General features: G+C 65.2%; 25 protein-coding genes and 2 tRNA genes (1 of these 27 cut by a window edge). 19 read left to right on the forward strand and 8 right to left on the reverse strand.

From position 1 onward, the window contains the following. The 6 genes from ACQKDV_RS06905 to dxs all read left to right on the forward strand — a co-directional run. Nucleotides 1-23: transfer RNA gene (locus ACQKDV_RS06905), tRNA-Phe, on the forward strand (it extends 153 nt beyond the left edge of the window). A gap of 143 nt (nt 24-166) precedes the next feature. Beyond that, nucleotides 167-727, forward strand: coding sequence for a lipocalin family protein (locus ACQKDV_RS06910; RefSeq protein ID WP_427783045.1), 561 nt, complete (start codon nt 167-169; stop codon nt 725-727). Nucleotides 728-882: 155 nt separating this feature from the next. Beyond that, entirely contained in the window at nt 883-1,359 is a 477-nt protein-coding gene (locus ACQKDV_RS06915) for an LEA type 2 family protein (protein WP_427783022.1), read from the forward strand. Nucleotides 1,360-1,420: 61 nt separating this feature from the next. Beyond that, nucleotides 1,421-3,211, forward strand: a complete 1,791-nt coding sequence (locus ACQKDV_RS06920; RefSeq protein ID WP_427783023.1) for an acyl-CoA dehydrogenase C-terminal domain-containing protein — start codon at nt 1,421-1,423, stop codon at nt 3,209-3,211. 272 nt (nt 3,212-3,483) lie between these two features. After that, nucleotides 3,484-4,149, forward strand: coding sequence for an HNH endonuclease (locus tag ACQKDV_RS06925; protein WP_427783024.1), 666 nt, complete (start codon nt 3,484-3,486; stop codon nt 4,147-4,149). Nucleotides 4,150-4,254: 105 nt separating this feature from the next. Continuing rightward, nucleotides 4,255-6,162, forward strand: a complete 1,908-nt coding sequence (dxs, locus tag ACQKDV_RS06930) for a 1-deoxy-D-xylulose-5-phosphate synthase (protein WP_427783025.1) — start codon at nt 4,255-4,257, stop codon at nt 6,160-6,162. 117 nt (nt 6,163-6,279) lie between these two features. On the opposite strand, the gene ACQKDV_RS06935 is transcribed toward dxs, so the two are convergent. The 3 genes from ACQKDV_RS06935 to ACQKDV_RS06945 form a co-directional block, all read right to left on the reverse strand. Beyond that, nucleotides 6,280-6,483, reverse strand: a complete 204-nt coding sequence (locus tag ACQKDV_RS06935; RefSeq protein WP_427783026.1) for a hypothetical protein — start codon at nt 6,481-6,483, stop codon at nt 6,280-6,282. Between the two features lie 139 nt (nt 6,484-6,622). Beyond that, a complete protein-coding gene (locus ACQKDV_RS06940) occupies nt 6,623-7,153 on the reverse strand; it encodes a DUF3011 domain-containing protein (RefSeq protein WP_427783027.1) in 531 nt (176 codons plus the stop codon). Nucleotides 7,154-7,284: 131 nt separating this feature from the next. Further along, on the reverse strand, nt 7,285-7,944 hold the full coding sequence (locus ACQKDV_RS06945) for a response regulator (protein ID WP_427783028.1): 660 nt from the start codon (nt 7,942-7,944) through the stop codon (nt 7,285-7,287). Between the two features lie 248 nt (nt 7,945-8,192). Here ACQKDV_RS06945 and ACQKDV_RS06950 point away from each other — a divergent pair, with 248 nt between their 5' ends. From ACQKDV_RS06950 to ACQKDV_RS06985, 8 genes are all read left to right on the forward strand, one after another. After that, nucleotides 8,193-8,915 (forward strand): hypothetical protein, encoded by a 723-nt coding sequence (locus ACQKDV_RS06950; RefSeq protein WP_427783029.1) that lies wholly within the window; start codon nt 8,193-8,195, stop codon nt 8,913-8,915. Continuing rightward, nucleotides 8,912-9,463 carry a GTP-binding protein gene (locus ACQKDV_RS06955; protein WP_427783030.1) on the forward strand — a complete coding sequence of 184 codons (552 nt, stop codon included), beginning with the start codon at nt 8,912-8,914 and terminating at the stop codon, nt 9,461-9,463. Before ACQKDV_RS06950 ends, ACQKDV_RS06955 begins: the two co-directional genes overlap by 4 nt. Further along, the gene (locus ACQKDV_RS06960; RefSeq protein WP_427783031.1) at nt 9,456-9,833 is read left to right on the forward strand and encodes a roadblock/LC7 domain-containing protein; all 378 of its coding nucleotides are present in this window, start codon (nt 9,456-9,458) and stop codon (nt 9,831-9,833) included. Before ACQKDV_RS06955 ends, ACQKDV_RS06960 begins: the two co-directional genes overlap by 8 nt. Nucleotides 9,834-9,893: 60 nt before the next feature. Next, nucleotides 9,894-10,256: a hypothetical protein gene (locus tag ACQKDV_RS06965; RefSeq protein WP_427783032.1), complete on the forward strand. Its 363-nt coding sequence runs from the start codon at nt 9,894-9,896 to the stop codon at nt 10,254-10,256. Nucleotides 10,257-10,466: 210 nt separating this feature from the next. Beyond that, complete coding sequence (locus ACQKDV_RS06970; protein ID WP_427783033.1) at nt 10,467-10,829, forward strand: pilin; 363 nt, start codon at nt 10,467-10,469, stop codon at nt 10,827-10,829. Nucleotides 10,830-10,967: 138 nt separating this feature from the next. Next, nucleotides 10,968-11,438, forward strand: a complete 471-nt coding sequence (locus ACQKDV_RS06975; protein WP_427783034.1) for a pilin — start codon at nt 10,968-10,970, stop codon at nt 11,436-11,438. 174 nt (nt 11,439-11,612) lie between these two features. After that, a complete protein-coding gene (locus ACQKDV_RS06980; protein WP_427783035.1) occupies nt 11,613-12,059 on the forward strand; it encodes a pilin in 447 nt (148 codons plus the stop codon). 111 nt (nt 12,060-12,170) lie between these two features. Continuing rightward, nucleotides 12,171-12,641: a hypothetical protein gene (locus tag ACQKDV_RS06985; protein WP_427783036.1), complete on the forward strand. Its 471-nt coding sequence runs from the start codon at nt 12,171-12,173 to the stop codon at nt 12,639-12,641. Nucleotides 12,642-12,667: 26 nt separating this feature from the next. On the opposite strand, the gene ACQKDV_RS06990 is transcribed toward ACQKDV_RS06985, so the two are convergent. Continuing rightward, nucleotides 12,668-12,874 carry a hypothetical protein gene (locus tag ACQKDV_RS06990; RefSeq protein ID WP_427783037.1) on the reverse strand — a complete coding sequence of 69 codons (207 nt, stop codon included), beginning with the start codon at nt 12,872-12,874 and terminating at the stop codon, nt 12,668-12,670. A 399-nt stretch (nt 12,875-13,273) separates the two neighbouring features. Between ACQKDV_RS06990 and ACQKDV_RS06995 the strand changes: the two genes are divergently transcribed. The 3 genes from ACQKDV_RS06995 (at nt 13,274) to ACQKDV_RS07005 (ending at nt 14,621) form a co-directional block, all read left to right on the forward strand. Continuing rightward, nucleotides 13,274-13,549: a hypothetical protein gene (locus tag ACQKDV_RS06995; protein ID WP_427783038.1), complete on the forward strand. Its 276-nt coding sequence runs from the start codon at nt 13,274-13,276 to the stop codon at nt 13,547-13,549. A gap of 9 nt (nt 13,550-13,558) precedes the next feature. Beyond that, the gene (locus ACQKDV_RS07000; RefSeq protein WP_427783039.1) at nt 13,559-13,792 is read left to right on the forward strand and encodes a DUF1653 domain-containing protein; all 234 of its coding nucleotides are present in this window, start codon (nt 13,559-13,561) and stop codon (nt 13,790-13,792) included. 67 nt (nt 13,793-13,859) lie between these two features. Further along, a complete protein-coding gene (locus tag ACQKDV_RS07005; RefSeq protein ID WP_427783040.1) occupies nt 13,860-14,621 on the forward strand; it encodes a transporter in 762 nt (253 codons plus the stop codon). 31 nt (nt 14,622-14,652) lie between these two features. Here ACQKDV_RS07005 and ACQKDV_RS07010 read toward each other — a convergent pair whose 3' ends face one another. Next, nucleotides 14,653-14,826: a DUF1328 domain-containing protein gene (locus ACQKDV_RS07010; protein WP_108769430.1), complete on the reverse strand. Its 174-nt coding sequence runs from the start codon at nt 14,824-14,826 to the stop codon at nt 14,653-14,655. 219 nt (nt 14,827-15,045) lie between these two features. Here ACQKDV_RS07010 and ACQKDV_RS07015 point away from each other — a divergent pair, with 219 nt between their 5' ends. Together ACQKDV_RS07015 and ACQKDV_RS07020 are read left to right on the forward strand one after the other, a co-directional pair. After that, nucleotides 15,046-15,747 (forward strand): aspartate/glutamate racemase family protein, encoded by a 702-nt coding sequence (locus ACQKDV_RS07015; protein WP_427783041.1) that lies wholly within the window; start codon nt 15,046-15,048, stop codon nt 15,745-15,747. 149 nt (nt 15,748-15,896) lie between these two features. After that, entirely contained in the window at nt 15,897-16,289 is a 393-nt protein-coding gene (locus ACQKDV_RS07020) for a hypothetical protein (protein WP_427783042.1), read from the forward strand. A 175-nt stretch (nt 16,290-16,464) separates the two neighbouring features. On the opposite strand, the gene ACQKDV_RS07025 is transcribed toward ACQKDV_RS07020, so the two are convergent. The 3 genes from ACQKDV_RS07025 to ACQKDV_RS07035 all read right to left on the reverse strand — a co-directional run. Beyond that, nucleotides 16,465-16,541 (reverse strand) — tRNA-Pro (locus ACQKDV_RS07025). 68 nt (nt 16,542-16,609) lie between these two features. Continuing rightward, nucleotides 16,610-16,966 carry a MerR family transcriptional regulator gene (locus ACQKDV_RS07030; RefSeq protein WP_427783043.1) on the reverse strand — a complete coding sequence of 119 codons (357 nt, stop codon included), beginning with the start codon at nt 16,964-16,966 and terminating at the stop codon, nt 16,610-16,612. Continuing rightward, nucleotides 16,947-17,154: HU family DNA-binding protein (locus ACQKDV_RS07035; protein ID WP_427783044.1), on the reverse strand; the 208-nt coding region annotated here is incomplete at its 5' end. The genes ACQKDV_RS07035 and ACQKDV_RS07030, both read right to left, overlap by 20 nt.

The following is a 17,154-nucleotide window of genomic DNA, read 5'->3' on the forward strand; positions in this document are numbered from 1 at the left end:
TTCGATTCCGTCCTCGGCCACCAGTTTGAAGACCTGCGAAATGCAGGTCTTTTTTTTGCTTGTTCGCCCGGCATTGCGCCGGACACGGTCAGACGGGGTTCCGTTCACACCCCATCCCAGCCACTCGCCTACGCTCGAAGCTCACACCCGGAGCCTGCCCATGCCGATGTGCCTGCGCCCTGCCCTGCTGACCTGCCTGCTGCTGGCCACCGCGCCGGTCTTCGCCCTTGAACCCGTGCACGCGGTCGAGGCCCTGGACATTGATCGCTACGCCGGCCAATGGCATGAGATCGCGCACCTGCCGGTGTCGTTCCAGAAGCAGTGCGTGGGCGATATCACCGCCAATTACGGGCTGCGCCGCGACGGCCGCATCAGCGTCACCAACGCCTGCCGCAACGGCAAGGGCGAACGGGTGGTGGCCGAAGGCGTGGCCCGCCCGGTGCAGGGCCAGCCCGGGCAGTTGCAGGTGCGCTTCGCCCCGGACTGGCTGAGCTGGGTGCCGCTGGTCTGGGCCGACTACTGGGTGATCGCCCTGGACCCGGACTACCAGTGGGCGGTGGTCGGCGAACCGGACCGCAGGTACCTGTGGATCCTTTCGCGCCTGCCGGACATGGACCGCCGCCTGTTCGAGCAGCTCAAGGCCAGGGCCGAAGCCATGGGTTACGACCTGGCGCCGCTGCGGGTGATGGCCCCGTTGCGCGACCCCACTTCGCCGCCGGCCGACTGAACACCCACACTGACACCGATCCGCGCGCCTGCGGACCGCGCTGCTGTGCGTCATGCCCACGCGCTACCCTTTGGCGTGGGTCGCCGTGGGCGATCCATTCCACCATACGCCGTAGTATGCTTATCTCACGCACCGCCTACAAAGGACCTGCGCCCATGTTCCACCGCCTCCGTTTCGCCTTGATCGTCCTGTGCACCCTGGCCCTGGCTGCCTGCAGCGATGGCATCGTCAAGCGCGTTTCGGAACCGGCGGCCAGCCTGCAGCAGCTCACGGTGCGTGCCGACGGCAGCTGGACCGTGGCCCTGCGCCTGCAGAACTACAGCTCCATGCCCATGACCTTCGACGACGTATCGCTGACCCTGACCGTCGGCGATACCGAAGCAGGCACCTTGACAGCCAAGCCAGCCATCTCCATCGGCGGCACCTCGGCCGACGTCATCAACCTTGACCTGGTGCCCAGCTCCGGCGCGCGCCTGGTAGTGGCTGACGCCCTCGCCGGCAACCGCACCCTGGCCTATGCCCTGAAGGGCACGGTGGCGGCCACCCCGCAGGAAAAGAAGCAGCGCAGCTTCGACATCAGCGGCCGCAGCACCCTCAACCAGGCCCCGGGCCTGCCGGGCGTGCTGCGCTGAACTTTCCCTTTCGCCGCGGCATCGCCCGCCGCGCCCTTTTATCCTGATCGAGACGTCACCGATGAGCAGCTACACCGCCCCGCTTTCCGACCTCCGTTTCGCCCTGCACGACGTGCTCAAGGTTGAACCGCTGTTCGCCCGCCTGGGCTTCACCGATGCCACCGCCGACGTGGTCGATGCCGTTCTGGAGGAAGCCGGCCGTTTCAGCGCCAGCGTGCTGGCCCCGCTCAACAGCGTGGGCGATGAAATCGGCTGCGTGCTCGACCAGGCCACCGGTGAAGTGACCACCCCGCCGGGCTTCAAGCAGGCCTACGACCAGTTCGTCGATGGCGGCTGGACCGGCCTGACCGCCTCGCCGGAACTGGGCGGCCAGGGTCTGCCGCATACCTTGGGCGTGCCGCTGAACGAAATGATCAACGCCGCCAACCTGGCCTGGGGCAACTTCCCGCTGCTGTCGCACGGCGCCATCGAAGCGCTGAAGCAGCACGGTGAGGCCTGGCAGCACGAGGCCTTCCTCAAGCCGCTCATCGAAGGCCGCTGGACCGGCACCATGTGCCTGACCGAACCGCATTGCGGCACCGACCTGGGCCTGCTGAAGACCAAGGCCGAACCGAACGCCGATGGCAGCTACTCGATCACCGGCACCAAGATCTTCATCACCGCCGGCGAGCACGATCTGACCGACAACATCGTGCACCTGGTGCTGGCCAAGCTGCCCGACGCCCCTGCCGGTGCCAAGGGCATCTCGCTGTTCGTCACGCCCAAGTTCAAGGTCGACCGCGACGGCAACGTCGGCGAGCGCAACGCGCTGCGCTGCGGCTCGATCGAGCACAAGATGGGCATCAAGGGTTCGGTCACCTGCGTGATGAACTTCGATGGCGCGCAGGGCTATCTGGTCGGCCAGCCGCACAAGGGTCTGCAGGCGATGTTCACAATGATGAACACCGCGCGTCTGGGCGTCGGCCTGCAGGGTATCGGCCTGTCCGAGCGCGCCTACCAGAACGCGCTGAAGTACAGCCGCGAGCGCCTGCAGTCGCGCGCACTCAGCGGCGCGAAGTTCCCGGACAAGCCGGCCGACCCGATCCTGGTGCACCCGGACGTGCGCCGCATGCTGCTGACCATCAAATCGCTGGTGGAAGGCAGCCGCCTGCTGGCCCTGCACGCGGCCACCCTCATCGACGTGGCGCACTGCGCCGACGATGCCACCGAGCGTGCGCGCGCCGACACCCTGGTCAGCTTCCTCACCCCCATCTCGAAGGCCTGCCAGACCGAGTGGGGCATCGAGAACACCTACAATGCCCTGCAGTGCTTCGGCGGCCACGGCTACATCCGCGAACACGGCATGGAACAGCTGGCGCGCGACGCGCGCATCACCACGCTGTATGAAGGCACCACCGGCATCCAGGCCTTGGACCTGATCGGCCGCAAGACCGCCTCCAGCCAGGGCGCCGGCCTGAAGCTGATGCTGGCCGAGATCGCTGCGTTCGCCAAGGAACAGGAAGGCAACGAGGCATTGGCCGAATTCATCGGCCCGCTGCAGGCCAAGGCCGCCGAATGGGGCGCGCTGACGATGGACGTGCTCACGCGTGCGGCCAGCAATCCGGACGAACTGGGTGCGGCCAGCTACGACTACCTGTTCTATTCGGGCTATGTGGTGCTGGCCTACTGGTGGGCCCGCAGCGTGGCCGCCGCCGACGCCAGCGCGCACGGCGCAGCGTTCGCCCAGGGCAAGCGCGAAACCGCCCGCTTCTACTTCGCCCGCGTCCTGCCGCGCACCCTGGCCCACGCCGCCGCCCTGCAGGCCGGCGCTGCCCCGCTGATGGCCATGGACGACGCCCGCTTCGGCGCCTGAGCCCCAACCTCGCCTTTGGTAGATCCACGCCATGCGTGGACATCCCAGTAGATCCACGCCACGCGTGGATAGGGGGTCAGAGCCCTTTCCTGCGGAAAGGGATCCGCCCCCGGCCATGTATCTGGAGGAGAGCCCCCCCCCCCTTTGTTAAGGGGGGCGCGCCAACGACGCGGGGGATAGGAAGAATGCGCGGACCCGAATCATTGCGATCTGGATATCTCCCACCAGGCGATATCCAAATCGCAATGATTCGGGTATAAGCTGTTCTCCCGATGGAGACAGACACTACACGCTTGGGTCTGATCGAAGCCGGAGCCTCGATTTCTGCTCCGGGCGCCGCGTCATCGCCCACCGCCAGCCCGCTGCATCGCCCCGGCACCGTCCGCCTGCTCTCGCTTGATGCCCACGGACGCGTCCTGGACTGGATCACCTGGCAGGACGCCGCCTGCCTCTACGCCCGCAACGCGGTGTCCTGGACCCTCGGCGACCCGTGCCTGCATATCCACGGCGGCACCAACCGCCTCAGCGGCCTGCAGAGCGGCATGGACCTGCATCCGATCATCGCCGCCCGCGGGCACGCCCGCTCGCGCGCACCGGATCCCACGCCGAACCTGACCAACCCGGCGCTGTTCGCCCGCGACGCCCACCTGTGCCTGTACTGCGGCCAGCAGTTCAACCGGCCAGCGCTCACCCGCGACCATGTCATGCCGCTGTCCAAGGGCGGCCTGGACTGCTGGGAAAACGTGGTCACCGCCTGCTTCCAGTGCAACTCGCGCAAGAGCGACCGCACCCCGCAGCAGGCCAGCATGCCCCTGCTCGCGGTGCCCTACCGGCCCAGCTGGATCGAGCACCTCATCCTGTCCAACCGCAACATCCTGGCCGACCAGATGGCCTTCTTGAAGGCACAGCTGCCCAAGCGATCCAAGCTCAGCACCTGAACAGCGCCACCGGCAACCCTCACCGTCCTGTCACGGGCGGCGGCGTTTGCTTGCCCCACCCCCGATTGAGGGCGAAAATGGGCGTTCAGAACAAGTGCGAACACGATGATCGACTCTGCCCGCTACCCCCGCCTCGCGCGCATCCAGACGCCGGATGACCTGCGCACGTTCGACGAATCCGAAGTGCGCGCGGTCGCCGATGAACTGCGCGCCTACCTGATCGAATCGGTGGGCAAGAGCGGTGGCCATTTCGCTGCGGGCCTGGGCGTGATCGAACTCACCGTGGCGCTGCATTACCTGTACCAGACCCCGCACGACCAGCTGGTCTGGGACGTCGGCCACCAGACTTACCCGCACAAGATCCTCACCGGGCGCCGCGACCAGATCCACACCGTCAAGCAGAAGGACGGCGTGGCGCCGTTCCCCAAGCGCGAGGAAAGCGAGTACGACACCTTTGGCGTCGGCCATTCCTCCACCTCGATTTCGGCCGCGCTGGGCATGGCCATCGCCCGCCAGGCCGCCGGTGATGACCGCCAGGTGGTGGCAGTGATCGGCGATGGTGCGATGACCGCCGGCATGGCCTTCGAGGCCCTGATGCACGCTGGCGGGATGGATCCGGAGCCGAACCTGCTGGTCATCCTCAACGACAACAACATGTCGATTTCCGAGGCCGTCGGCGGGCTGACCAAGATGCTCGGCCGTGCCACCGGCAGCCGCACCCTCAATGCACTGCGCGAGGGCGGCAAGAAGATCCTGGGTGACAAGAAGAACAACCCCGCGCGCTTCGTCAAGCGCTGGGAAGAACACTGGAAAGGCATGTTCGTGCCGTCCACGATGTTCGAGGAAATGGGCTTCCACTACACCGGCCCCATCGACGGCCACGACATGCCCGCCCTGCTGTCCACCCTGAAGACGCTGCGTGCCTCCAAGGGGCCGAAGCTGCTGCACGTGATGACCACCAAGGGCAAGGGCTACGAGCCGGCCGAAGGGGACCAGATCGGCTACCACGCCGTCGGTCCGTTCGACCCGGACAAGGGTCTGGTGGCCAAGGCCGGCGCCAGGAAGCCGACCTACACCGATGTCTTCAGCGACTGGCTGTGCGATGCCGCCGCCGCCGATCCGCGCCTGTACGGCATCACCCCGGCCATGCGCGAGGGCTCAGGCCTGGTGCGTTTCAGCAAAGAGTACCCGCAGCGCTACTTCGACGTGGCCATTGCCGAGCAGCATGCGGTGACCCTGGCCGCCGGCATGGCCACCCAGGGCGGCAAGCCGGTGGTGGCGATCTATTCCACCTTCCTGCAGCGCGCATACGACCAGCTGGTGCATGACGTGGCCATCCAGGACCTGGACGTGCTGTTTGCGATCGACCGTGCCGGCGTCGTCGGCCCGGACGGCGCAACCCACGCCGGCAATCTGGACCTGAGCTTCCTGCGCTGCGTGCCGAACATGGTGGTGATGGCGCCGTCCAACGAAGCCGAGTGCCGGCAGATGCTCAGCACCGGCCTGCAGCACCCGGGCCCGGCCGCCGTGCGCTACCCGCGCGGCACCGGTACCGGCGTTGCCGCCGGCACGGATCTGTCCACGCTGCCCATCGGCAAGGGCGAACTGCGCGTGCAGGGCCACCGGATCGCTCTGCTTGCTTTCGGCAGCACGGTCAGCGCCGCCGAGCAGGTGGGCCGCGAGCTGGGCCTGAGCGTGGTCAACATGCGCTTCATCAAGCCACTGGACCGTGAGCTGGTGCTGGCCATGGCCAACAGCCACGACGGCCTGGTGACCATCGAAGACAATGTGGTGGCCGGTGGCGCCGGCTCGGCCGTGGCCGAGCTGCTGAATGCCGAAGAGGTGCTGCGCCCGATCCTGCACCTGGGCCTGCCGGATGCCTTCCAGCACCACGCCAGCCGCGAAGACCTGCTGGCCGAAGCCGGCATCGATGCCGCCGGCATCCGTGCGGCTGTGCTCAAGCGTTGGCCGAAGCTGGCCAGCGGTACGCCGCCATTGAGCGCGGCGAGCTGAGTAGATCCACGCCATGCATGGATGAGGGGTCAGAGCCCTTTCGTACGGAAAGGGATCCGACCCCAACCTCATGTGCGGACCAACGGTCCGCACCCACCAGACCGGTGGATGGCGCCCTCAACCGTAACTGACCGCTTCCACGCACGCGCCACTGGATTCCACGCGCACTGCGGCGCGCTGCCCGGTGTCGATGAAATGCAGCCGCGCGAGCGTTTCGGCGAAATCGAAGGCGCGGACACCGTCGCGGAACTCGATCGGCTCCGGCTTGTCCGGATGGAGGACGCGCCACTGGCGCTGCTCACATTGCAGTCGGATCAACATGCGTTGCTCACTCCTTGAACAGCGTATCGAAGATGGTGGGCACACCGGGAGGCGCAGTGCCCCCAGCTGCCTACGATACGAGGAATGAACTGTGACCGCCATCAGAGAACTCTGATTCTTGGGCGATCGACACGACAACTCAATGGATCTGGAACTGCGCCCGGCAGCCGTCGCTGACCCAGACGCCCCTACGGTCCCAGCCCCAGGTCCGGCCTTCCACGCAGGGGCTGCGCGAATCCTGGCGCAGCAGACGCACGTCACGGCGGATGCGCGCGGCGCAGTACTGCTGCCGGTGGTCATTGGAATGGCAGGCAATCACCTGCCCGCCGCCACCACTCCAACCGTTGCCGCCACCGTGGCCCCAGCCGCCGCGGGATTCGCCCACGAACTCGGCACGGCAGCCCTGGGTGACCCACACGCCCGCGCGCGACCGGCCCCAGCTGCGGCCTTCCTCGCACGGCGAACCGGAGAGCTGGCGGATCAGGCGCGCCCGTCCCTCCAGATAGCACTCATTGCTTCGGTTCTTCACCGACTCACAGCGCACCACACCACTGCCACGGTTGTCATAGCGGTCGTCATAGCCATGGTTCTGCGCCTGTGCAGCACCGGCAGCAGCCAGCATGGGCAGCGCGATGCACGCCACGCTGCGCCAGTTGAATCCCTTGCCCATTCCCACATCTCCAGATGAATACGGTGGGGGCAAGCATCCAGGATTCCGCGTCCGCCGCACAGAGGGAACACCGGCACGTTACCCTTCTGTTCAAGCACCCCAACCGGGCCTGACCGGCGCGGATGCGGCTGTCAGGGATCGGCGAGACCCGTGCCCTGCGGCAGGCCAAGTTTCTGCTCGAATGCAAAGGCGAACAGCTCGGCATCGTTGTTGAACCCGAGCTTCTTCATCGCCGAAAGCCGCTGCCGGCTGATGGTACTGACGGTCCGCCGCAGCTGCGCGGCGATCTCCGTGATCGAGGGGCCGGACACATAAAGGCGCAGCACCTCAAGTTCCTTGGGCGACAACACCGACAGTGATCGCTCGCGCCCGGCCTCCAGCAGGCACGACGCCAGTGCCGGGTCGAGATAGAGACGCCCGGCAAGCACGGTATCCACCGCGTCACGCACGCTGCCCACGCCGCTGGCCTTGTGCGCCAGCCCGCGCACCCCGGCACGCAGTGCCATCTGCAGCGAGGTGGCATTGGTGATCATGGTGGACAGGACCACCGGCACATCAGGGTGATTGCGACTCAGTGCCTGCAGCATCGCCTGCCCATCGGACCGGTTGCTGCCGGGCATCGAAAAATCGGTGACCACCAGATCAACCGGCTCGCTGGCCAGGATCGAGAGCAGCTGTTCGGCGCAGTGTGCCTCCGCCACGACACGGTGCCGACCGCCCGCCTCGATCACCACGCGCATCCCCAGCAGTACGATCGGGTGATCGTCCGCGATGGCGATTCGAGTAAGCATGCTTGATATTCCCAACTGAAAACGCCGCAGTGCGCGACCACCAAACTAAATAATCATCAAGGCCAGCGTCAACTTGACAACGCACATTTTCCAACAATCCTCAAACACATAAGCGCGCTTGAGAATTCAATTAATTGCATGCACTGGAAAATACATCGGAATCGCACTCGATTTTCCCAAAAGTTTCATGGATCAGGCGCCGCCAATCCGGTCATATGGAGCCCCCGATCATTCACCGCGCCACACCCATGGTCCGATTCCGCCGCACCTCGTTCGAGGATCCCAGGGCGCCATTCGCTGTTTCGCCCTCCTCGCGGACACCGATCACGCACGCCTCGCTGCCCAGCGCTGCGCTGCCGTTCGTGCAGCAGATTCGCGTATTCCTGGCAGGTGACGGTCCAGCGCCACGCAGGCCGGTCCATGCCGCCGTCATCCACGACGACGCCATCGTCTGCTGGCTGGATGCGAAGGACGACAGGATGATGACCACCGCGCCCGCGCCGATCGCACTGACGCTGCTGCAGAAGCTGCTGGCAGACGAGCATCCGCCATTGCGCCTGGCACCGGCGACGCGCGAGATGTTCATGCAGCGCGCGACGGTGTCCAGCAATCTGCCGCTGCGCCCGACGCTGTGGAACATCGGCCTGGCCGCCACACGGCTCGACCGGCCGATGCAGCCGTTGGCCACGGACATGAAACTGCGCCTGCGCCGCTGGCCTGATTTCCGCATCCTCGCCCACCGGCACGATCATTTCCGCCTGTGCGCGCTGCTGATCAAGCAGGGCGCTTCGGTGCAGGCCTGCTGCGAGATCCTGGATCTGCCACCGCGCCAGGTGCAGTCGTTCTTCAATGCTGCCTTCCTCACCGCCTACGCCTTTCCGGTCATGGGCGAGGACCTGCCCGTCCGTCCCTCGCCCACTGACGGGCTCGTCAGCCTGTGGCGCCAACTTCGTATCCGCTGGAGTGCATGACCGTGCGTGAGCACAAGATCGTAGTAATGGGGCCTCTTGGTGCCGGCAAATCCACCCTGGTGCAGACCCTCACGCACGGAAAGGCGGTGGTGACCGAGGCCCGCAACACCGACCCCAGCGTAGGCAAGGAATACACCACCGTAGCGATGGATTACGGCGACATCGACCTGCCCGGCGGTGACCGGCTGCGCCTGTATGGCTCACCGGGCCAGGAACGCTTCTCCTACATCTGGCCGATCCTGCTGGCAGGTGCCGAAGGCGCCATCGTGCTGGTGGATGGAAGCACCGGCGTGGACGCCACGCTCGCCGGCCAGCACCTGAAGGCCATCGCCGACACCGCGCCCACACTGCCGGTGGTCATCGGCATCACCAAATGTGGCCGCACCGACGACCCTCTGTTGCCGCACTGGCAGGCATGGCTGGGCGAACACGCGCCGCACCTGCCCGCGCTGCCGTTGGACCCGCGTGACATGAAGCAGGCGATCACCGCCATGGACCTGCTGATGAGCCAGATCGAATGCAACGCCATGGCGACCGCGCATGAATGACACCGCCTGCACCACGTCGGCGCTGGACACACTGGCGCGCGACGTCTCCGGCGTACAGGCCATCGTCGTCGCCAGCGCCGATGGCTTCGCGCTGGCCCAGACCGGCCCGAAGGGCAGCGTTGCCGACCGGCTGGCGGCGATGACCAGCTCGATGCTGGGCCTGGCAAGCGCGCTCGGCCGCGAGCTGCGCTTTGGCGAGCTGGACACGCTGATCCTCGACGCTGCCGGCGGCAAAGTGCTGATGCTGGCCATTCCAGGCGCACAGCAGCGCCTGCTGATGACGGCCTGCGATCACAGCTGCGTCATCGGCAATGCGCTCTGGCATGCCAAGCAATGCGTACGCACGCTGGCCGACACCACGTACCGATGAATGTCTCTCTCATTGCTCAAACGACTCTTTACTTCCAAACACCCGCAACGGACGACTGAAATGAATATCGCCATCAACAAATGCCTGGACGCGCTCATGCAGATCAACGGCGCCCAAGCCGTCGCACTGGTCGACTACGAGAGCGGCATGCTGCTCGGCGAGGCCGGCTCGGGTGTGGATATGGAACTGGCCGCGGCCGGCAACACCGAGGTACTGCGCGCGAAGATGAAGACGGCCGAAGCACTGAACCTCAATGACAGCATCGAGGACATCCTCATCACCCTGGGCCGCGCCTACCACGTGCTGCGCCCGGTGTCGGCCAAGAAGGGCCTGTTCTTCTACGTCGTCCTGGACCGGCAGAAGGCCAACCTCGCCCTCGCCCGCCGCATGGTGCTTGACGTGGAAACTTCGCTGGCGCTGTAACGCCCCGCCAGCGAAGCACATGGAGGGGGATGGGGATGGGCACACCGGGGCCGTCGGGGAGGCGGCCCCGGTCTGTTGACGTCGTCCTGCAGCTGTTCCTGCACACGAGGCAGCGCCATGCGTCAATCCTGCGCACTACCGGCAAACGAAATGCAGCCCCCCCGGGCGCGCCCCGGGGTGGGTGTTGCCGTTGCCGCGGCATTGATCGCCGTGTACGCGCTGATCCTGGTCGCGCCGAACGCAGGCACGCACGCCAGCCTCACCCCGCTTCACAGCACTTTTTCCAGCCTCGCCACCGCAATCGCAGCGGTGGAAGCGAGCTATGCCGACGTGTCTGCGCAGATCACCGACCGGCATCTCGGGCTGCCGGCCAGCGCGAGGTTCTGCAGGCATCTCACGTTGAGCCTGCCCGCGACAGGCCACGCCCGCCTCGCCTGCGAACTGCGCCCGGCGGCGGGTGTGCACGGCACGCTGGTGCTGCTGCGCAGCCCGCAGGGCGCGTGGCGCTGCGTGGCCCATGTGAGCCACCCGCACCTGCTGCCGGCGGCATGCAGCCCGTCATCATCTGAATAATTGTAAAAACGCGCAGAAAAGCCACTTTTACCATTTTTTGAATATCGATCCGCATGCCCTGGTGATTATCTATTGGCACGCTCTGGAACATTCATTCCACAGCCACCCATCCAATGAACAAGCCCAAGGAGGATCATGATGAATAACAAGATGACGCACGCAGCGCTCATGCCGCAACGCAATTCCCGGCAGAAAGGCTTCTCGCTCATCGAACTGATGGTGGTGGTCGCCATCATCGGCATTCTGGCGATGATCGCGCTGCCCCAGTATCAATCCTTCTCCGCCAAATCCAAGCTCGCCGCAGCACTTGCGGAAGTCGCTCCCGGCAAGGTTGGTGTGGAAGCCTTGTTCGCAGAAGGCGCTGATGTCAGCGGCGGCGTGGAGCCGGCCATGGTTGGCTTGCCGGACGCAGGGTCTCGCTGCACTTCGTTTGACGTCACTCTGGACATCCTGGGCGGCACCGGCAGCCTGATCTGCAATTTGAAAGACGACTCCGCCTACGGCGTGGGTGGTTTCAGCCTGAGTCTTGTCCGGGACGCTTCCGGCAAGTGGGATTGCCAGAGCGACGTCGATGACAAAAACGTTCTGCCAGAGCCCTGCCGCGGCTGAGCGCCGACAACGAATGCGGTGGGTGGGACGCTGCATGCGTTACTGCCGCAGAGCGGCTGAACAGCCTGCCTCAACCACGAGCATGAGCATTTCCGCCCCCGCCCTTCTCAAGCCATTGGGTTCCATCGCCTCGACGGTGCCGACGTCCTTTCATCCATTTCAGAGGAAACCCTCATGAGATCCTGCAGCACTCCCGCGTCGGGCGAGCCACGGCACAAATCCAGGCAGAAAGGCTTTTCGCTGATCGAACTGATGATCGTGGTTGCGATCATCAGCATCCTGGCAATGATTGCGTTGCCTCAGTATCAGAAGTTCGCAGCACGCGCGAAGGTGGCCGCCGCACTTTCCGAACTGGCTACCGGGAAAGTCGGCCTTGAAATGCTGCTGGCAGAAGAAGAAGTGTCTGGCGCATTGATGCCTGAGGACATAGGCCTTCCTCCGAAAGGGTCGCAATGTGAAAGGTTCGAAGTGACCAGCTCCGAGCTCTTCTGCTTCATCAAGCCCGACTCCGTCCTGCAGAGTTCGTTCATCAATCTGAGGCGCGAACTGTTTACCAACGAATGGACCTGCCATAGCGACCCTGTTACGGAAGAATTCCTCCCGGCCTCATGCCGCAGATGACATCCCCATCTGGATTCAGCGGGATGTCGAGTGGTGACGGCGATGTCGTTGTCATCGATCCCGCGTCACCGTCCTTTGCCCAGCAAGCCCCACCCACCTTCATCACTTCGCATGCATGCCGACAGCGATTCATCTGCTTTCCCGCCTGTGACTCTTACTCTGCCGACTTACCCGAGCAGCGGCCCCGGAAACCATTCCGCCACCCTCGTCATCGCCGATGCCAATCCGTGGGTGCGCCAGGAGCTGGGAGCGCATATCCGGCCCCTCCTCGCCCCTCAAGCGGTGCAGGACGCACGCTCGCCTTCCGAAGTTCTGATGCGGGTCGCCGATCCCAGCTGCAGGATGCTGGTGATCGATCCCTGCATGCCAACCCTCGGCCAGACCGACGGGGTGCCATTGCTTCGTCGCATCTGCTGCCTGCGCCGTGACCTGCACATCCTCGTGCTCGCCCGGCACCCGCAGCAACTGCTGCGCGACAAGGCGTTCCCGAGGCAGATCGCGCATGTCCACGGCAAGAACATCCATGCCAGCTGGCTGTGGCGCCGCATCGAACGGGCGCTGGCAGAAAGCGAAGCGGCCTAGCCGCAGCTACCGGAAGCACCGGACTTTCAATGACTGAAGTGCACCGCATCCAGCGTGTTGCCCAGCGCTTCCACGCGCACGGTGCTGTCCTGGCCGGTGCGACGATGGTGGTCACAGGCGCGCTCGACCGCAGCATCGAATGCGGCGGCGCCGCTGGGGAAGGGTTCGGCCACGCCGGCGACCGGATCCAGTACGGACCAATGGGCGGCAGCACATTTGACGGTAAAGACCATGTCGAGCTCCTTGAAGGTAAGCAGGCGGCGAGACCAGGGCCGCCCGTGGTTGCCGCCCACCCTAGGTACCCGGTCAGAGAGTTCCTATCGGATTAATACGAAAAATCCTAATTGGAAGCGCAGAACACGACCCCCATCACATCCCTGAGTCGGTTTAGTGAAGGATTTCCGTGACCCTTGTCACGAAGTCAGGAGAGCTTCACACTACGCTCACCAACAGGGGGCCCCTTCCACATGCGCACCTCACTTCCGCTGCAGCGCTCGACCTTGCTCAAGTTCTACTTCGTGGCCAGTTATCTGATCCTGCTGGAAGAAGTAGTGCGCGCCAGCATCAGCTGAGCGCTTGTTGCCCGGCGCGATGAGGCCGACACTGAGGCCCCCGGACCCGGAACAACGCCAATGAAGATCCCCCTCCTGCCGGTGCTGTTCGCGCTGGTGCTGGCCGGCTGCACCCCTCCGCACGCAGCACCTGCGCGCAGTGCCGCCCCCCCTGCGCCGGTGGTTGGCGGTGATCGCGATGCCCACGGCTGCATCGGCTCGGCCGGCTACCAGTGGTGCCAGCGCAGCGAGCGCTGCGAACGCCCGTGGGAACTGGCCCAGGCCCAGGGCATCGCGCATACGGCTGAAGCCATCGATGCCTGGTGCGCGCTGCCGCCCACGCCCGCGCGGAAGTAGAATTTCCCCATGTCCAACCTCAGCCCCCTGCCCCACCTTGCGCCGGGCCGCTACCGCCATTTCAAGGGCGGTCTGTACGAAGTGATCGATATCGTGCGCAGCAGCGAAACGCTGCAGCCGCAGGTGCTCTACCGCGCACTTTATGGCGAACGCGGCCTGTGGATACGCCCGTATGCCATGTTCGTCGAGCAGGTGTCCGGCGCGCACGGCCCGCAGCCGCGCTTCGCCCGCATCGACGACTGAGCGCCCCTCACATCGTCCCTACGCCGCACCTGCGCATGCTGGCGCGCCTTCACCTCCTGATGTTCTCATGCGCCTGGTTTCTGTCGCAGTTCTGCTGGTGTTGGCCGTCGGCTCTGCCCGTGCTGACGACTCATCCGTGCCCGGCTTCGACCGGCCGGGCTTGGGTTTTTCAACCGATACGGTCAAGCCCAAGGGGGTGGCGATGGAATTCGGATTCCCCACCTACGAACGTGCCCACGATGCGTCGGGCACCTCCCGTGAGGTGACCAGCTCTGTTCTGCTACGCACCGGCCTGACCGAGGCGATGGAACTGCAGGTTCAAGCGTCCCCCTGGAACCGCCGTCGAGTCACGGCTGCTGGGACTGCGGCAACTACCGACCAAGGCAGAGGTGACACGGCGGTATCGCTTAAGTGGGCCGGACCGGGGAGCACGGAAACGACCTCCTGGGCCTTGCGTGCTTCGGCCGTTGTGGACACCGGCAGGTCTTCATTCAGCGATGGGCGTCAGTACGCGCTGGCAGCCAGCATCGAACACCAGCTGAGCGACCGCTGGACGAGCGCCTTCTATGCCAGCCATCAGCGCAGCGCAGGCGTCCACGGTTCCACTTGGTCACCCAGCGTATCGTTGCAGGCAACCGAGCGGTTGGGCATATTCGTCGAGGCTGGCTACACGGCCAAGAGCGATGCACCACATGAGGTGCTCGCAGGCGCTGGCGTCACCTGGGCGCTCACCCCACGGATCCAGTTCGATGCATCGTTCGATGCGGGACTGGATGAAGAAAGCCCGGACCTGCAGGCCGGGCTCGGTCTTTCGGTGTTTCTCGACTGAGGGGATGAACACCCCTTCTCACCTTGCCGCGCTAGGTGACCTTCTTGGCCACCGTCATACCGAGCAGGAACAACACAACGGCGATGATGATGCCGGCCCAGAACAGGAACTTGGCGATGCCGACCGATGCGCCGGCAATACCGCCAAATCCGAGGGCGCCGGCAATAAGGCCGATGATGGCAAAGATGATGGCCCACTTGATCATATCGATCCTTTCCCCGACAGGGTGTTCGAACGGTATGAACAGGTTAAGCCGCCTGCGATGCCCGTCCTGTGAGCGTGCCGCGCGCGCGGCGTGAACGCTCAGCGCGACCGCAAAGGCGATGAACACGCTGCCCAGCAGCCGCTCGAAACGTCCGCAGTACGGGGCGTGCATGCGCTGGTGCCTCTGTGCTGCAATGGCGCTTCCTGCATGGAGACGCGCATGAAGACTCTGGGCCTGATCGGCGGCATGAGCTGGGAAAGCTCGGCGCAGTACTACCGCCTCATCAACGAGGACGTCCGCCAGCGGCTTGGCGGCGCGCACTCGGCGCAGCTGCTGCTATGGTCGGTCGATTTCGCGCACATCAAGCAGCTGCAGCACGACGGTGACTGGGATGCGTTGGGCGCAGAGATGATCGATGCCGCACGCCGCCTGCAGGCCGGTGGCGCCGACCTGCTGGTGCTCTGCACCAACACCATGCACAAGCTGGCACCGCAGCTGGAGGCCGCCTGCCCGCTGCCCCTGCTGCACATCGCCGACCCGACCGCCGAGGCGATCCAGCGTGCAGGCCTGCGCACGGTCGGCCTGCTCGGCACGGCCTTCACCATGGAAGAGGATTTCTACCGCGGGCGGCTGCTCGAGCGTTTCGGGCTGCAGGTGCTGATACCCGAGGCGGACGATCGCCGCGAGGTACACGACATCATCTACCGCGAACTGATTGCCGGGGTGATCAGCGACGCCTCACGCCAGATCTATGTGGAGGTGATCAAGCGCCTGGTGGCGCGCGGTGCCGAAGCGATCATCCTGGGCTGTACCGAGATCATGCTGCTGGTACGCGACCGGGACAGCCCCGTGCCGCTGTTCGACACCACCACCCTGCACGCCCGTGCCGCCGTGGACGCCGCCCTGCCAAACGATTTGTAGAGGCGAGCTTGCTCGACTCTGCGACCTGTTATGCGCGATACCGGGCGTTCAGGCCGGTGCCTCAAGTTCCCTTATCATCGACGCACATCCGATCAGACCGGCTCTCTCCCCGTACCCGTCACCGGCTGTCGCGGCGGGCATGCTGGTCGATGCGCGGACCACGACGACCACAGGGGGTTGCGTTGATCAGCAGTACCGTCATTCATCGCTCGGCCGGCACAGGTGCGGCCGACGTGCAGGTCCTGGACACGACGTTCAAGGGCAAGCGTATTTTCGTGGCCTGGGGCCTGCGTGGGCACGAGCTGACCCGCGAAGCCGAACCGGCCGATACCGTTGCCGCGCGACAGGCATTGCAACGCGAATCACGGCAGGTCAATGGACCGCGCAGCGGCGAAGTGTTCATTGCCAGTCAGTCCGGCGTGGCCATCAGCGTATACCGCATGCTGACCGAAGCCCGCAGCGGCGATGCCGTGTTCTTCCTGTGTGATTCGCCGCCGGTGGTCGACTGGCTGGTATCTGCATTGGAAGTGCAGGCGGGCTGAAGCGCCGCGCAGGGGTCTTCTGTAGTGTCGGGCTTGCTCGACTGCTGCTGCGAATGGCAGTCGAGCAAGCTCGACGCTAGCCAAGCGGACAATCAGTCGAAGCGGTGCAGCAATCGATGCCGTCGCCAACAAAAAAGCCCACGCATCGCTGCGCAGGCTTTCTGTTTCATCACAGTGGTCGGGACGGCCGGATTCGAACCGACGACCCTCTGCCCCCCAGGCAGATGCGCTACCAGGCTGCGCTACGCCCCGACTGATGCTGCGATGTGCCCGCCAGTGCGGCGGGCCGTGAAGTATAGCGGATTACGCGGGGTTTGGGATCACCGGCGAAGCAATTGCAGCACTTCTTCCAGCTCCATGCGTACCTGCTTGATGATCTGGTTGCTCAACGCCGATTCCTCGCGCGCATCCGGACCCTTCAGGCGCAGGCGCGCGCCACCGATGGTGTAGCCCTGTTCGTACAGCAGGCTGCGGATCTGCCGCACCATCAGCACGTCGTGGCGCTGGTAGTAGCGGCGGTTGCCACGGCGCTTGGCCGGCTCAAGGCTGGGAAATTCGGTTTCCCAGTAGCGCAGCACGTGCGGCTTGACGTCGCACAGCTCGCTTACCTCACCAATGGTGAAGTAGCGCTTGGCCGGGATCGGCGGTAGTTCGCGGTTACTGCCCGGATCCAGCATAAGCTTCCACCCTCTCCTTGAGCTTCTGGCCCGGACGGAAGGTGACCACCGTACGGGCGGAAATCGGAATTTCCTCGCCGGTCTTGGGGTTGCGACCCGGGCGCTGGTTCTTGCGCCGCAGATCGAAATTACCGAAGCCGGCCAGCGGCGCATCGGTCCACGGCATCGGCGTGCGGCAGCCATCGCGG

The organism is Stenotrophomonas sp. NPDC077659, assembly GCF_050268705.1.
GTDB lineage: Bacteria > Pseudomonadota > Gammaproteobacteria > Xanthomonadales > Xanthomonadaceae > Stenotrophomonas.